The following is a 15,897-nucleotide window of genomic DNA, read 5'->3' as shown; positions in this document are numbered from 1 at the left end:
CGGAAACGATACCGAGCGTGCGCGTTTCGTCGAGATGGCAGATCGCCGGTTCCGACGGGCCGATGCACGCTCAGTATCGTCAAACCAGTCGATCCCGCTGCACCGGAACATATTCCGGCCGCCGCCGCCAAGCCGGAACCGACAAATAGGTCGCGGTGCGCAGCACCCATTCCACCGGACCATACTCATGCCCGCGCAACCACCAATGACTGGAGGCGAGCTGCGCGCCATAGGTCAGCAACGCGATCCCGATGACACCCGCCGGTGGCACATCATCGGCCAAGGCGAATCCGTAGCCGGTGTAGATCACCATCAATACCACCGACTGAATAATGTAGTTGGAGGCCGCCATCCGACCGGCTGGGGCGAGCAGCGCGATATGCCGCGCTGTGCGGGCTGATCGCGCCAGCATGACGACCCCCGCGATATAGGCGAACGTCATGAGCGGGTTGACGACTTCCTGGATCCCGTTCCAGTACGACGGCGGTTCCAGCCACCCCATCCCAGCGGAGAATGTCACCGCCGATACCGGCAGTCCGACCGCCAGCCCACCGAGGAATACCCGAGGTGACCAGCGGCGCAACATCTCCACTTCGGTGAACACCTTGCGCTTACCGGCCGCCATCCCGATCAGGAACATGCCGAGCGCCGGAACGCCCTGAGTGATCCAGATCAGGATGATCCACCACGGCGCCTCGGACACTTGCATCGTGAAGGTCTCCCCGAAGCTGCCGGTGTATCCCTCGTGCAAAGCCACCACATCGAGCAGCTCCGCGACCGCGGCAATTCCACCGGAACCCGGCAGAAACGCCCATATCGACCACACGAGATACAGCACAACCCCGGCGACGATCGCTACCCGAGGCCGCAGCCATCGCAGCAGGATCAGAAATAGACACAGAAACGCGTAGAGCGTCAGGATGTCGCCGATCCACAGCAGGAAGACATGCGCCAACCCGATCACCATCAGCGCGGCACATCGCCGCAGCAGCCGCGGATTCGCCGATACCCCGGCCCGCTGCGCGGCCGCGATCTGCAGGGTGAACGAATAGCCGAACAGGAATGCGAACAGCAAATAGAACCTGCCGCTGAACAGCGCCTCCACCACCGCGTTGACGAAATGGTCGAATGGCCCGTCGAATCCCGGTCGCGGATCGTCCGCAGTGCCGCCGAACGACCAGAGCAGCGTGGCGACGGCGACATTCACAATGAGGATCCCGAAGAGTGCGAATCCCCGGAGTATGTCTACTTCGGCTATCCGCCGCGATGCGGTTGCGGCTACGACCGATTCGGACATGATCCGAAGATTAAACGGCCGGACTTCGCGCGGTCGTCCTCCCACCGACCGATTCGCACCCTGACCGGATCCGCCCCGAGCAACTACCTCCGGCGTATTGACATCACACCAGGTCGGCGACCTCCAAGTAGAGCTGCCGCTCAATGGCGATGTCGACGAGGAAGCCCTGCTTCCCGTCGGCGGTATCGGTCGCATGGAATGCGGCCACCGCGATCTCGCCGACCCGCAACCGCTGGCCCGCGAAATCTCGCTGTCCCAGGATGATCGGCTGCGCCTGATCGAATACCAATTCGGTGACATCGACGGACAGCGGGGCACCAACCAGGTCGGTGACGGTGCCGGGGATCAGCCGGACCGAGACGATTTGATCGAAGCTGGGACGCCGTCCGATCCGGTGCGCCACATACATTTTGCCCGCCCGGCCGAAGCACAGATGAGTCAGCAATTCCGCGGTCCGCACGGGATGCGGATCGAGCTGTGTGAAGGATACGACGTTGCGCACGGTGGCCACGACATCGCGTGCGATCACGATGCCACGGCGATCCAGATGCCCACGAATCAGGTTGCCCTGGAACGTAGTTCGCGGACTATCCGCGCGCGGATCGAGCTCGGCGAGCGAAAGGTCCGCCGGTTCGAAGGCGTGTCCGCCGCGGAATCCGGTGCGCCGGTCGGCGCCGAGTGCCCGACTACCGCGCTCGTCCAATTCGACGTCGAGCAGTACCTGGAAGTCGAATGGCGAAAAGAACATGGGCCGATGGGAGAAAAAGCAGTCGGTGCCGGTCCCGAAAACCACCATCCCGTGCGTGCCGACCGTCGGTGCCGACCGATATGGACCCGCATATCTGGCCGTGTATCTGGCCGTCCTGGTGAACATCCCGCTCATGGGACGCTCCTTTCTTCATCCCCTCCCATAGCGTGGCCCGAGTACACCCCCCTGCCACGAGTGTCCGGCTACTCGAATCCCCCGACCCCCGCTACTCGACCTCCGAACCGATATGTCCCTTTTGTGTCCACGATCCTCCGATCGCGCCGCCTCGGCAATCGGTCATGACCTGGACATATGGGTCGCCGGTCAATGCCCTGGCGAGAAGACGGCGCACGGCTCGGCACCCGAGGTGTGCGCAGTGGCCCGCCACCTCGGATGCGATCTCAGTTGTAGGACTTGGTGACGCTGTCGATGAGGTGTTCGAGGGTGTCGATGGTGGGGGTGTCGATCACATCGATCACATCGCCGGCCACCGGAACGTGGTTGTCGGCGGCGACCTTGGCGAATCGGCTGGGCTCGCTGGTGCGGAATCCGTGTTCGGCGGCGAGTCGTTGCAGGTCGGGGTCGGTGGCCAGCAGGCGGCCGACGCGATCGCCGCGCGTGGTGAGTGGCACCAGGGTGTGCTGGGAGACCACGGTCGGGGACGGGTAGATCAGCATCATGCCGGGTTTGATCTGGCCGCGCACGCTCGCCTCGACGAACTGGGCTTCGTAGATCCAGACCATGGGCGTCGGGCCCATACCCGCAGCCAGGTATTCGCGGAACGGGCCGTCGGTGGAGTTCTCGGTGTAGCCCTGGCGCACGAACAGCCGCGACACCGTCGGCAGCACGGCCTGCTCGGCGGCCGGGCCCTGCACGATGGTGTTGTCATTGGCAACGTGGCTGGCGATGGCCAGGTACATGGCAGCGGAGTTGGAGGTCCGCGGATCGGTCGTGGAGACCAGGATGTTCTTGTGCACCGGGTAGACGGTGTTGTCGCGCAGTTTGTCCCATTCGACATCGTTGCGCACGAGTTGGAGGTACCTGGCCATATCGAAGGTCGGCACGGGCCCCGGACGCACCACGCCCGCCGCGGTCAGCAGATCGGCGATGGGCTGGTAGGTCGCGATCGCCATGGGTGAGGAGAACGGCGTGTACTTGGTGCTGATATTGCGTGCCCGCTGAATCCGTTCCGCCGCGGGCGCACTCGACGGAAATGCGAAGTCGTAGTTCCCGAGATCGACAGAGGTCGCGATCTGTCGCGATCCGGCCGGATCGACCCGCGCCTCGAGGCCCTTGTGGGCCAGGGCTTCCACGACGCGCGGGTCGTCGAAGAAGGCCATCTTCTCCGAGCCGACCACCCCGTGCACGGTGGTCAGCGCGGCTGTCGCGCTGGTCGCAGTGGGCTGGTCGGGCTGCCGCACCACGAAGGCGACGACCAACGCGAGAACAACGACCAGAACCGCCGCCGCGAGCGCCATGAGCCGCTTGTCCACGGCGAATTCGGCGCCAGCTGTGCGGATTCGGCTCATCCCCCGCGCCGGATCGGGCTGTTGGTTCGGGTCCCGCTGCGCGGCAACGTTTTCCGTCTCGACCTGTTTTGTCGAGGCCTCGAGTTCCCTGCGGGCGATCCGTTCGATCAGAATCGGAACGAATTCCCGCACCGGATGGCCTTCGAACCGCTGCCGCGCCGTACCCACCGCGCTCTCGACCTGATCGGCCGGGTAGTCGTCGACCAGACGGTCGGTCAACCGCGCGATTGCCTGCTCTTCGCGGACAGTAACGACACCCACCACAGTCTCCTCGGCGTCACATCGATCTCCGGTCGCGACGGATCCGCCCCGTCCGCGCCGCCGAACCCTACCGAAATTTTCGGCCGGGACTACACCGGTGAAACCCCCATCGCTGGCGGTTGGATCCCACTTCGACTGTGCCCGTGGACATCTGCCGTTGAGCGCTAGGTGCCACTGCCGTCCAGGTCAGGGCGGGATTCGCGGCCCGAATGGCGGCTCGTCGATGGTTGGCCCGAACCCGGAACATCGCCGAATGCACGTCGAAAGTTCAACGGGCCATTCACCTTTCGCTACTAAACGTTGTCCATAAGTTTCCATCTCCACCCGCGCGTCGCGTCGGATCGGCAAGTCGTTCACGAACAGGCGCGCAACGCGGTGGTCTGGTCGAGACGGATGGCGATGGCGATGGCGATGGCGATGGCGATGGCGGTGATACTGGCTGCTGGTCAGCATCGCACGGGAGCCGTGTCTCGACACTTCGGTCGAGGACGGGGTGAACTCGCGCCACTTTGCCGGGTGCTGCCGGCCACCTGGGCAATTGTCCACAGAACCAGTGCGGACAGGGAGTAGGCCGCACCGACCCAGCAGGACCCCGACCATCCAAAGATGCTGTATGCCCAGGTGGTCGTGATCGCGCCGAGGGCGGATCCGAGGGAATAGAAGGCCATGTACGCGCCTATGACGCTGCTGGCGCGGTGCGGATGTGCTGCGGTCAGCAGGTGTTGGCTACTGACATGTACTGCCTGGACGGCGAAGTCGAGTAGAACGATACCGATGATGAGCAGCCACAGGGTCGCTTCGGTCCGGGCGATGAGCAGCCAGGAGCCGGTAAGCAACGCCAGCGATGAACCGGTGATCGCCTGTGCGAGACCGGAATCGGCCCATCGTCCCGCGCGGGCCGCGCCGAGCGCTCCGGCCATACCCGCCAATCCGAATAGGCCGATCTGCGTGGTGCCGAGATTCCAGGGCTCGGTGCCGAGTGGGAGGGCGAGTCCGCTCCAGAGGGTGCCGAAGGCGGCGAAAAGGAAGAAGGCAATCAGTCCTCGGCTCAGGAACAGGCGATCCGTGCGCGCGAGCCGCCCCATCGATGCCAGCACCTGGGCGTACCGTGCGCCGGGAGTTCGGCGGTCCGGGGTGAGCATCGCGCGGACGATGAGGGCCAGGGCTATGCAGAGCACGGCAAGCAGCGCGTACACGGCGCGCCAGCCGACCGTATCGCCCAGGACCCCCGCGAGGACGCGGACGCCGAGGATGCCGATCACCACACCGGAAGTGACCGCGCCGATATTGCGGCCCCGCTCGCCCGGCGCGGAGACTGCGGCGGTATAGGCGACGATCACCTGAACCACGACCGCGAACAGACCCGCGATCGCCAGCCCCGTCACCGCGACGGCACCGTCGGGGGCGGCGGCCGCGACCGCGGCCCCAGCGGCGGTGAGTACCAGATGCACGGTGATGAGCCGACGACGATTCAGCACGTCTCCGAGCGGGACCAACAGGACCAGACCGGCGAAGTAGCCGATCTGACCGGCGGCGACCAGCACGCCGAGCGACTCGCGGGCCAATCCCAGACCGGTGCCCGCCGCTGCCAGTACCGGCTGGATCGCATAGATCGTCGACACGGCCACTGCGCACACCAGCGCCAGGACCAATCGCTGCGATCTTGTGACTCTTGCCGCCACCACACCTCCCAAAATCAGTAGCAAAATGCAACCATTTGAGCGTAGGTAATAATGGTTTCGAATTGCAACCGACTGGGAGAAGGCTCATGACCATGACGCTCGGTTCCGGCCGCGACTGGACCGATCCCACCTGCCCGGTCGCGCGCACTGTCGACCTCGTGGGCGACCGGTGGAGCCTGCTGATCGTGCGCGACGCCATGGACGGCGCGGCGACCTTCACCGAATTCCAGCAACGGCTCGGGATTGCCCGCAACATCCTCACCGATCGTCTGCGCAGGCTCTGCGACCATGGCATCCTCATCACGAGCAGCGCCCCCGGAGGCAAGCGGCACATCTACGAACTCACCGAAGCCGGGCAAGACCTGTTCACCATCGTCGTGGCATTGCGCCAATGGGGAGAACGCCACACCTTCACCGAGAACGAACCGCACTCGACACTCGTCGACCGTAACGGCAGCCCCGTCGCCGAGCTCCGCACCGAAAACCACGACGGCAAACTCGTCAGCGCGGCGACAACCCGAGTTCGCAAGGTCGGTGAATACAACGCCTCGGTGACGGATGCGTGAGCGGCGCGTCCGCTGATCTACGGGGCGATCATCGCCTGGATGTCGGGCAGGTTGCCGATCCGCTGGGTCGCGGGGCGGCCTGGAGCGTCGAGTTGGGGTGAACCTGTTGCCCGCAGTCGCGCCCGCACCTCCGCTGGTGTTTTGCGCCCGATGGCTGCGGCGGCCAAGCCTTGGTAGCTGGCGATGGAGCCGACGACAATCGGGGATGCGCTGGAGGTTCCGCTGAAAGTGTCTGTGTACCAGTAGTCTTCGTCGGCACCGCCCTGCAGGTCGCCGTATCCGGTAGTGGTCACCTCGAGGCCCCAGCCCTGTGCATCGACGCGGGATCCGTAGTTGGAGAAGGCCAGTCGTGATCGTGCGGGCCCGTGGTCGCGGCCGTGGAATCCCGGTGGCGGGGCACCCGCGCCGACCAGGATGGCGCCGGAGTCGGCGGCGCCGCCACGAAACGGATTGCGCCAGGAGGTCGGGAACTCGGCGGGGCGCGTGTCGTACAGGGCGCTGTCGAGGTCTTCCGAACCGTTGCCTGCCGCGCCCACGACAATGACACCGCGTCCGATCGCGTAGCGGATGGCCGCCCAGTCGTCGGGCCACCACTCGATCGCGATGTATCCGGCCTGGTCCTCGCGATTCTGGAAGTTGTTGCGCGGTCCGGGGCGATGCAGTTCGAGCAGGATGATGTCGCCGGCGCTCAGTGCGTCGGCAGCTGTGCGGATGGCGGCCGCGGAGCCCGCGTCGAATACCGAGACCGCGCGGATGGCGGCATCGGCGGCAATCCCGGTGATGCCGAAGGTGTTTACATCACCGCTGATCTCCCCGGCCACCGCGGTGCCGTGATTGCGCCAGCCCGCATCCGTCGACGGCGCACCGCCGATCACTCCACCCTGGTTCGCCAGCAGGTCTTCGTGGGTGAATCGCCACGCGCCTTCCACATCCACGATGCGCACGCCCGCGCCGCGACCGCCGGGTCGGGTCCAGGCCCAGCGCGCGTTCACACCTTGCGGCGCGGCCTCCAGATAACCTTGCCGGGCTTCGAAATTCGGTGTCACGGGCGGCGCGTCCTCCAGCCGACGGGCCGCGATATCGGCCAGTACGACCGGTGGCGCGATCGGCGGTTCCGCGGGCGGTTTGACATAGGCCGCCTCGACCGCGTCATCGGCGCGCAGTCGCTCCGCGACCGCCTCGAGTTCATCCCTGATCCCGCGCACGGTGAAGTAGTTCAGATATTCCGCGCCCACGCCTTCCTGAGCGGTGCCCGCGATCCGCCGCGGCAATCGATGGGGCGGTCCGAAAATGCGCACCGGCGCACCGCCTTCCGGTAGCAGTTCGACCAGCCGCGATTGCGCCGCGAGACTCTCGCGCACCGCATTCGGATCGATACCCGCCCGGGCACCGTGGGTGACGACGATCAGTTCCGAACCACTATCGGTGCGTGCCATGACGACAGTTAACCCGTCCCATGATCATCGCGCCAGCGCGATCGAACACCAACTCGGTTGTGCGCCAGTTCAGTTCGGCGCCGCCGGAATCCGCGCGGCCCGCGCGACCGGATCGGCCTCGCCGTTTCCACGCGCGACCGTGAGAATTTCCAGCATGCCGATCACGATCGCGCAGCCACCGGCCGCCATGCCGAGGACGTCCAGCGAATCGAACGGCAGGGCGATCATGATGAATCCCACCATCATGGTCAATAGGCCGAAGACCTCTTGCCAGCCACCCTCGGGCAACTCATCGGCCCAGACCGCCACGGTTGCCTGCGTGATTCCGCGCACGGCCCAGCCCAGACCGATCCATACCGCGAGCAGCAGGATCGAATCCGCGCTGTGGAATGCCATCACCGCCAACGCAATCGAGACGGCGCCGCTGAAGAGCACGAATATCCGCAGCGCCGTTCCGAACCGGGTGCCCATCGCGATGATCAGCTGCAGCGCAGCGCTCAATAGGAGATAGAGGCCGAATAGCAACTCCGCCATCGGCTCGGTCTTGTCCGGCCACACGGCGATCAGCACTCCGAGAACCACAGAGCCGATACCCGCGACCAATACCGCCAGCCGAGCCTCGTCGGCAAGCGAAACCCCTCGACCCGCACTCTCGTTTTCGGGCATAGCTTCATAGTATGGCCCGAGGATGCGGATAACCGAACGTTTGCTTTCGGGTCGCGATATTTCCACGGCGACTGAGCGTGTCGCGGTTGCGCGTGTCCTCGAGTGCCTCACCACCGCAGGCGAGATCCTCCCGAGCAGCGTCAGCGGCACATGTCGGGCAGGCAGGTTCTCGCCCAACGGGTTACGTATCAGCGGCTAGCTCGCGACGATCATCACGAACCTCTCGCAGAGCCGATACGAGCGCAGCCTCGACTGTCGGCCGCCACGCGGCGGTTCCGCTCGACCGGCCGACCCGCGCTGCCGAGCAGCGCACACCCGAATCCGATGAGCGAGGTACCGAACGCCACCGTCGGTGCGTCGACGACTCCAATGGTGGTGGCCGCGAACACCAGCAGCCCGAATCCGAGGATGCCAGCGTCCAGGACCACCGCCGCTGCTCGGATACGGTTATGCGTCGATCGCCAGAACGATGCCGCGGACAGAGGAACCATCTGCGATCTGCCACGGCACGGTTACTCGGGCGGCATCCGTGGGACCGGAACCCGGTGTGGCGGGCTCAGGACGCAGTACCCGCTCGACCCGCACGCTTCGACCACTGCTGACGGCGATCTCGGTGTGGGTCGGTGTATCAATGGCTGAGCGAAGTTCTGTTGCGGCGGAGGAGAACTGGCCCGTTGTGGCGACAATGGAGGGATCCGGGGTGTCACTTATGCCCTGCGCTTGCGGCTGGGCCTGTCCGGCCAGCAGCGCGACGATCTGAGCGACTGCCACCGGGTCGCGAGTCGCGTCGTAGATCCAGCGCTGTCCGAGCACACCGTGTATCGAGGTACCGACGAGAGCGTCATCGGCACCGTCGAGTGGTGCGCCGCGGTAGGTGAGCGGCACGTGATAGGTGATCTGTTCCTGTTCAGCGCCATCGTTCACCAGCACGAATTCGATGCCGACCGCACCGGCCGGATCGTCGAGCCGGAAGCCACCGGCCTTGCGCAGCTGCGGCGCACGTCCGTTGTCTCGATACCACGGCCGCGTCGGCAACCAAACGGTCAGCAGTTCGAGCTTGCTGGGCGACATGGTCGTACGGTGAATAACAGCCATGAGGCACCCTATCCTTCAACGGCGAGTAGAGGTTTCACGCGGCCTGAAGTTCGTGGGTGCACGATGCCCACAGCTGGACCGCCATCCACACCGCGCCCATATGAATGCCCGGGGTAGCAGCTCGGTGACCACTGTTCTGGTCTCATCGGCGACCGCGCGGGCGATCTGGCGCCCGCTCATATCCCTCGCGGTCGCCACCGCATGCGCTCGGCGGTGCGGATGCGGACGGTCAACCCGCTCATGAGCCGTCCTCCGGCCCGTAGCGGAGCCGCACATCGTGGGTGGCTTCGCCGCCGGAAACGGTGACCTGGCTGGTCACCGGGGGGTAGCCGCGAGCGACGACGGTATAGCGGCCAGCTGGCAGATCGGACACGATATAGCGGCCGTCTTCGTCGGTGCGTGCCGTCGCGGTCACCTCGCCCGCCTCATCGAGCACGCTGATGTGGATGTCCGGCGCGGCTCGGTTGTCGGCCCACGCCGATCCAGTCAGTGCTGCCAGCGGAACCAATTCGATGTCGTGGCGGGAGAGCCCGGTGTCCGGGACGGTCAGCGTGGTCGCGCTGGGGCGCATGTGCTCGGCAACCGCGACCACGGTGTAGGTCCCCGAGACCACGCCGCGGCAAACGTAGGTGCCGTCCTCAGCTGTTGTGGCCGTTGCGAGGACGTCGCCTCGCAGGTCTGTCAGTGTGATGGTCGCACCGGGCAGCGGCTCACCGTGTCCAGCCGTGCGCACCACGCCCGACAGTTCGCAGGAGCCCGTAAGGCTGAGGTCGAACTGCTGCGAGCGCTGGCCGATTGCCACGTTGACGGCCGTGGGCTGGTGCCCTGTCGCCGATACGATCAGCACATAGTGTCCTGCTTGCGGTGCGCTGAGCGCATAGCTGCCGTCGGCGTCGCTGGTTGCGCGCGCGACTTGATGGCCACGTGGGTCGATCAGCGTCAATGCGGCACTCGGCACCGGGTGGCCGTCTTCGCGGTGGATGCGACCACACACCAGCCCACCGTCGAACTCGGCCGGGGAGGATTGCCCGATGGGCGATGAGGCATCGAGATGACCGGCGGCTCGACCATTGTGTTCGACCGACTCGGGCGGCCCTACCGGCGCGGTCAGCATCGGTTCGGTCCCGGACAAGACCGGCGCTGTCGCCTTTCCCATCGGGATGCAGGCCGTCAGCACGATTGCCACCACGGCCCCCGCCATGCAGATGAAGAATGTGGTGTGGAACCCCTTGCGAGACGGTAAAATGTGCGGGCCTAGCAACATTGTCATGTGCGCCAGCACCACCCCGATCACCGCGGCGGAAACCGATGTGCCGATCGCGCGCATGAGCGAGTTCAGACCATTGGCCGCTGCGGTCTCGGTGATCGGCACCGCGCCCATGATCAGCGAGGGCATTGCCGCGTACGCCAGACCGACACCGCCAGCGACGATCACCCCTGCGATCACAATCCCCCACACGCTGTTCATCAGCAGCACCGCGCACAGGTAGCCGATGGCGATGACCGCGGAGCCGAGCGCCAAGGTGAGCTTCGGACCCCGGCTCGCCGACAGCCGCGCCGACACCGGCGAGAGCAGCATCATCACCAAACCGGTTGGCGCGAGTGCCAATCCGGCGTTGATCATGGACAGCCCGAAGCCGTAGCCGCTCTGCTCCGGCGCCATCAGCAATTGCGGGAAGGTCAGCGACATGCCGTAGAGCGCGAATCCGACCGCAATGGATGCGAGATTGGTGAACAGCACCCTGGGCCGCGCCGAGACCCGCACATCGACCAGCGGCGCCGGCCGCCGCAGTTCGTAAGCGCTCCAGCCGACAAACACCACCAGCGCCACCGCGGCGAGGACCAGAATGCGCGCGCTGTCCCAGCCCCAGTCCGCGCCCTTGGTGATCGCGATGAGCAGCGCGACCAGCGCCACCACCAGTCCTACCGCACCGCCGAAGTCGAACCGCGCGGGCGTGCGCACCGGCGACTCCGGCACGAACACGAAAACCATTGCGGCACAGATGATACCGAGCCCGGCCGATATCCAGAACAGCATATGCCAGTCCGCGTTCTGGGCGATGGCCGCCGCGACCGGCAGGCCGATCGCGCCGCCCACGCCGAGTGTCGCGCTCATGATCGCGATCGCCGAACCAACCCGCTCGGGCGGCAGCTCGTCGCGCATGATGCTGATACCCAGCGGGATCGCGCCGACCGCCGCGCCCTGCAAGGTGCGTCCGACGATCTCGGGCACCAGTGTGGAGAAGCAGGCGCAGACCGCTGAGCCGACTATCACCATAAGCAGATTCGCGAACAGGATCCGCCGCTTGCCGAACATGTCACCGAGGCGGCCACTGATCGGAGTCGACACCGCACCAGCCAGCAGCGTAGCCGTCACGACCCAGGACGCGTTGGACGCCGAGGTGTTCAGCAGCGTGGGCAACGACGGAATGATCGGAATTACCAGCGTCTGCATGAGCGCGACGACGACACCGGCACCACCTAGTGTCGCGATGAGCACGCCCGGCGCGGGAGCGCGCCGGCCGTCGGAACCGGAAACGGTCGAGGACGCATCGACAGCAACAGCCACGTATGTACGGTACATATCACGTGTAACATACACAATCGCGCAGCTCGGCGGGCTATGGCCTGTCTCGAAGTCACTCTCTGAGGCCATCATCCGGCGTCGAGCCGAGCTGAAAGGCGGTTACGGACAGTGTGGGGGTACGACTGGGCTCAATGGACGCCCCGCCAGTCATATGGACATGCTGTTCGACCCCAACGGACCGCTCGCTGCCTGTTCCATGCACAACGGACACACCGACCGCGTCTGGCCGCTTTCCGTGAAATCCCCTCCTCTCGATACATTTTCAGCCGCTGGTTCGGTTGGGCGGATCGAGGACAATCCGTCCGCCGCCCGCTCGTCAGGGCACTCGCTCAGCGACGCCTTATCACCTCACTGAGCCATGTTCGGACACAGAGCCTCGCTAACCAGATGTGCCGTCGGGCACCAATCCGGCTGGGCCGCGACGGGATTCGGCGACCAGCTGGTCGAGTTGACGTTCGGCGCGTTCGGCGCGGGCCAGGGTTTGGGCGCGGGCGTCGTCCAGTGCGGCCAGGCGTTCGGCGGCTTCGCGCCGTGCCTGCTCGAGTGCGGTCGTCGACTCGGCTCGCACTGTCGCGACCTCCGCACTTGCCGCGCGACGCACCTCGACGAGTTCGCTGCGCGTGTGATCCAATTCCGCGCGCAGTCGGTTCAACTCCTCGCGTGCCTGCGCGACGGCCTGATTGCGTTCGGCCACCGCCTGTTCGGCGCGTTCGATGGCGCGTTCGGCATCGGCCGCGCGCTGCACCGCCAGATCGCGTTCGGCTCCGGCGGCGGTGATCTGCTGGGCCGACTCGCGCCGGATCTGTTCGATTTCCGTCGCCGCCTTCCGTCGGGCCAGTTCCACATCCTCGGTGGCCTGTTGCCGGGCGCGTTCCACATCGTCGGCGGCCTCGCGACGGATGGTGCGGATCTCGGCGTCGGCCTCACTGCGCGCCGCGAAGACATCGTCGGCGGCCTGTTTGGTCACCCGCTCGACCTCACGCAGCGCATCCGAGCGCGCCGCATCCGCCTCGGCGACGAGTGATTCCGCATGTTCGGCGGCACTGGCCGCATCGTCGGCGGCCGACTCCGCGGCCGCGCGCGCCTGCTCCGCTTCGCGCCGCGCCTGGTCGGCGGCCACCGTGGCGACCTCCGCCTCCGCGATGCGTCGTGCCGCGTCCGCCTGCACGGCCTGCACCTGCGCTTCGGCGATCGCCGGATCGGCCAGCGTGGACAACTCGGCCACCGCGGCACTCAGTGTGTTCCCCAATTGATCGGCCAGTCCACGAAATTGCGTGAGCAGCTCATCCGCGCGCAGGCGAGCCACCGTCACCGGCCCCTGTTGCGTCACAGTGACAGCAGCCGCCGGTGCTTGCGACTCCTGTTGCTGCCGTTGCCGTTCCCGCCAGGCACGCCACCGAGTGTGCTCCGGATGATCACAGTATTCCGAGGGCCGCCCCGGCCCGCCCCCGCGCGTAATCGGTCGAGCACATCCGGGGTAGTTGCAAACGTTGGACACCCAAGAATCGTAGCGTTTGTTTCGTCGAATCCAACGTATTCATACGAAACGAAATCCGTGTCGGCCCAACACCTTCCGCCGCAAACCTGCTAATCCTGACCCCCGATAAGTGAACCTTATCGGCGGTCAGGATTACTTCGGTACTCGCAATCCGTCCGCGCTCGTTTCGTTTTCGTTTGGTTTGCACATACGAAACGAAACACCAATGGAACCGGTGAAAAACTGGGTACCCAATGATTCGGACAGCATCGGCCACAGTTCTGGACCGCGTGCCGCAAAGCAGCACGCGCGGGTAACCGCTGGGCGTGCTTGCGGTTTCGGCGGGTCAGGAGTCGTCGCCTCAGGAGTTGATCTGGCCGTGGACGCTGATCCGTGACGATGTCGGTACGAGGAGTTCCGGTAGTAGCCGCGCGTAAAACAACGACAATGGCTTGACCAGCATCGATGTCGTGTGTCGGTTCAGGCTGCGGGTGTGCTCGGCTGGTGGTTGGCTTGGCCGCCGATGAGGTTGGTCGGTGTGCTGGAGGTCGGGTGAACTCGTGCGCCATTCGATGCCGAGCTGGCCCAGCTCGGCCCCACCGGATACCGACCCCTACGGGTCCGCGACACGCTCTTCTGACGCGGAGGCGCGCATCGATGGGCTCGTGTAATCACCTGTCGCGAGGTCGGGGTGGCCAGGCTGATAGCGGGCCGCAGCGTCGAAGACAAGCGCCGCTCACGGCATGCTCACAGAGAGCGTACGGCCGTGGCAGGCACTTTCCACGGCGTCCATATAGACCTGGGCGACATCGGCAACCGGGGTCCCCTCAGCCGGATCCATGCCCAGGCTGAGGAGGGTCTCGCTCACCCAGCCGGGGCTGACGGTATTCAGGCGAACGCCACGCGGCATCTCGGTCGCCGCGGCATGCACGAACGCCTCCAGGCCCGCATTGACCAGATAGCCGAGTGAGCTCCCTGGGACGGGCTCGGCGAACCGACCACTGGTGAGCGTCACCGATCCACCGTCGCGGACGCGAGTGAGCGCTCGCCGGACCAGGCTCACCTGGCCGAGGAGTTTTCCGTCGAGACCGCTCCAGAATTCCTTGTCCGACAAGGCATTCAGCGGTGTCAGACCCCCGCTCGCAGCACAGCACACCACCGCGTCCACGTCCCCGACCTCCGCGAACAGGGCGTCGATCGTCGCGGCATCTGCCATGTCCACCCGCACCGGTCCACGGCGTGACGCACGCACTACCTCATGGCGCGCCGCCAAGCCATCGGCGACGGCGCTGCCGATGGTCCCCGTCGCACCGATCACAAGAATCTTCATCGCGTGTCCTTTCATCCGGTCCAGATCGTGGCTGGTCTGCCAGAAACCAGCCTGCAACAATCGACATGCCGGACCCAGACCCTTGCCGGATCTACACCTGCGGTGACTACACCTGGCAGGTGCAGGATCGACGGCTGCAGATCCGCGACACTGGTACGCATGAGCGCACACACGGAGCTGGGCGAGTTCCTGCGGTCGCGGCGGGCACGGCTCCAGCCGGACGACGCCGGGCTTCCCACCTACGGCGGACGCCGCCGGGTGCCTGGCCTGCGCCGAGAGGAGCTTGCTCAGCTCGCCGGGGTGAGCGCCGGCTACTACACCCGTCTCGAACAGGGACAAAGCCCCAATGCCTCGGACGCCGTTCTCGACGCCGTCGCCCGCGTCCTGGGTTTGGACGAGGCCGAGCGTGCCCACCTGTACTCCCTGGCCCGGCCGAAGCCGAAGACCCGCCGCCGGACCCTCAGGCCCGAGCAGGTGCGGCCGGGGGTAAGGCTCATGATCGAGTCGTTCGGGGACGTGCCCGCCCTGGTCATGGGGCGCTTCGTCGATGTCCTAGCGTGGAACCCGATGGCACACGCTCTGCTGGCTGGTCATCTCGACTTCGACGCGCCGAACCGCCCCGGCGACGACCGCCCCAACATCGCCCGCATGGTGTTCCTCGACCGCCACACGCGTGAACTCTATGACGACTGGCCCGGCAAGACCCGGTCCACCGTCGCCGACCTGCGACTGATCGCCGGACAGCACCCCGGCGCCCCCGCTCTGAGCAACCTGATCGGCGAACTATCACTCGGAAGCCCCGAGTTCGCGAAACTTTGGGCCGCGCACACGGTGGGTGACTGCGGTGGCGCCACCCGCACCTACCACCATCCCACCGTAGGCACCATCGCGCTCATGACCGAGTTCATGACCCTCCCGAACGACGAGGGGCAACGTGTGGCCGTGTTCAATGCCGAACCAGACTCACCCTCCGAAGCCGCCCTACGAATCCTTTCCGATCTGACCGCAACCACTATGCCGATCGGCAGGCCATCGGATATCCCGGCGGACCGCAGTCCTGCCCGACGCGGCTGAACCAATCCACTGGGACCCCGCCCTACGGGGCTGCACTGTTCCGTAAGCCGATCGGCCAACGAACGGAACACCACAGCCGCAAGATTCCGGCCCAGGTCAAGTGGCTCGCCGCTCGAAGCGGACGACCCGGGCGGATCAGGCGTGGATGT

At 65.9% G+C, this 15,897-nt stretch carries 13 protein-coding genes and 1 pseudogene; 2 read left to right on the top strand and 12 right to left on the bottom strand.

Going from position 1 to position 15,897, the window contains the following annotated elements; genetic code table 11:
- Positions 1-79: 79 nt before the first annotated feature.
- From ACIBG0_RS06395 to ACIBG0_RS06380, 4 genes are all read right to left on the bottom strand, one after another.
- On the bottom strand, positions 80-1,297 hold the full coding sequence (locus ACIBG0_RS06395; RefSeq protein WP_397029791.1) for a DUF418 domain-containing protein: 1,218 nt from the start codon (positions 1,295-1,297) through the stop codon (positions 80-82).
- Positions 1,298-1,400: 103 nt separating this feature from the next.
- The gene (locus tag ACIBG0_RS06390) at positions 1,401-2,180 is read right to left on the bottom strand and encodes a hypothetical protein (RefSeq protein WP_397029789.1); all 780 of its coding nucleotides are present in this window, start codon (positions 2,178-2,180) and stop codon (positions 1,401-1,403) included.
- A gap of 266 nt (positions 2,181-2,446) precedes the next feature.
- On the bottom strand, positions 2,447-3,835 hold the full coding sequence (locus tag ACIBG0_RS06385; RefSeq protein WP_397029787.1) for a three-helix bundle dimerization domain-containing protein: 1,389 nt from the start codon (positions 3,833-3,835) through the stop codon (positions 2,447-2,449).
- A gap of 446 nt (positions 3,836-4,281) precedes the next feature.
- Positions 4,282-5,517 (bottom strand): MFS transporter, encoded by a 1,236-nt coding sequence (locus ACIBG0_RS06380; RefSeq protein WP_397029785.1) that lies wholly within the window; start codon positions 5,515-5,517, stop codon positions 4,282-4,284.
- 86 nt (positions 5,518-5,603) lie between these two features.
- On the opposite strand from ACIBG0_RS06380, the gene ACIBG0_RS06375 reads away from it, so the two are divergent.
- Positions 5,604-6,083, top strand: coding sequence for a winged helix-turn-helix transcriptional regulator (locus tag ACIBG0_RS06375; protein ID WP_397029783.1), 480 nt, complete (start codon positions 5,604-5,606; stop codon positions 6,081-6,083).
- Between the two features lie 17 nt (positions 6,084-6,100).
- On the opposite strand, the gene ACIBG0_RS06370 is transcribed toward ACIBG0_RS06375, so the two are convergent.
- The 8 genes and pseudogenes from ACIBG0_RS06370 to ACIBG0_RS06335 form a co-directional block, all read right to left on the bottom strand.
- Complete coding sequence (locus tag ACIBG0_RS06370) at positions 6,101-7,519, bottom strand: S8 family serine peptidase (RefSeq protein ID WP_397029781.1); 1,419 nt, start codon at positions 7,517-7,519, stop codon at positions 6,101-6,103.
- A 69-nt stretch (positions 7,520-7,588) separates the two neighbouring features.
- Positions 7,589-8,185 carry a DUF308 domain-containing protein gene (locus tag ACIBG0_RS06365; RefSeq protein ID WP_397029779.1) on the bottom strand — a complete coding sequence of 199 codons (597 nt, stop codon included), beginning with the start codon at positions 8,183-8,185 and terminating at the stop codon, positions 7,589-7,591.
- Positions 8,186-8,397: 212 nt separating this feature from the next.
- The gene (locus ACIBG0_RS06360) at positions 8,398-8,613 is read right to left on the bottom strand and encodes a hypothetical protein (RefSeq protein WP_397029777.1); all 216 of its coding nucleotides are present in this window, start codon (positions 8,611-8,613) and stop codon (positions 8,398-8,400) included.
- Positions 8,614-8,632: 19 nt separating this feature from the next.
- Positions 8,633-9,256: a 1,4-alpha-glucan branching protein gene (locus ACIBG0_RS06355; protein WP_397029776.1), complete on the bottom strand. Its 624-nt coding sequence runs from the start codon at positions 9,254-9,256 to the stop codon at positions 8,633-8,635.
- Positions 9,257-9,518: 262 nt separating this feature from the next.
- On the bottom strand, positions 9,519-10,394 hold the full coding sequence (locus ACIBG0_RS06350; RefSeq protein WP_397030235.1) for a collagen binding domain-containing protein: 876 nt from the start codon (positions 10,392-10,394) through the stop codon (positions 9,519-9,521).
- Between the two features lie 24 nt (positions 10,395-10,418).
- Positions 10,419-11,864 (bottom strand): annotated as a pseudogene (locus ACIBG0_RS06345) (MFS transporter); the annotation flags it as partial.
- Between the two features lie 382 nt (positions 11,865-12,246).
- Positions 12,247-13,197 carry a hypothetical protein gene (locus ACIBG0_RS06340; RefSeq protein WP_397029775.1) on the bottom strand — a complete coding sequence of 317 codons (951 nt, stop codon included), beginning with the start codon at positions 13,195-13,197 and terminating at the stop codon, positions 12,247-12,249.
- Positions 13,198-14,080: 883 nt separating this feature from the next.
- On the bottom strand, positions 14,081-14,674 hold the full coding sequence (locus tag ACIBG0_RS06335) for a short chain dehydrogenase (RefSeq protein ID WP_397029773.1): 594 nt from the start codon (positions 14,672-14,674) through the stop codon (positions 14,081-14,083).
- Positions 14,675-14,833: 159 nt separating this feature from the next.
- Between ACIBG0_RS06335 and ACIBG0_RS06330 the strand changes: the two genes are divergently transcribed.
- Positions 14,834-15,748 (top strand): helix-turn-helix transcriptional regulator, encoded by a 915-nt coding sequence (locus ACIBG0_RS06330; protein WP_397029771.1) that lies wholly within the window; start codon positions 14,834-14,836, stop codon positions 15,746-15,748.
- Positions 15,749-15,897: the final 149 nt, after the last annotated feature.

This window comes from Nocardia sp. NPDC050630 (genome assembly GCF_044457245.1).
Taxonomy (GTDB): Bacteria; Actinomycetota; Actinomycetes; order Mycobacteriales; family Mycobacteriaceae; genus Nocardia.
Note: the sequence above shows the minus strand (reverse complement) of the source record. Positions and strands in the feature narration are given on the sequence as shown.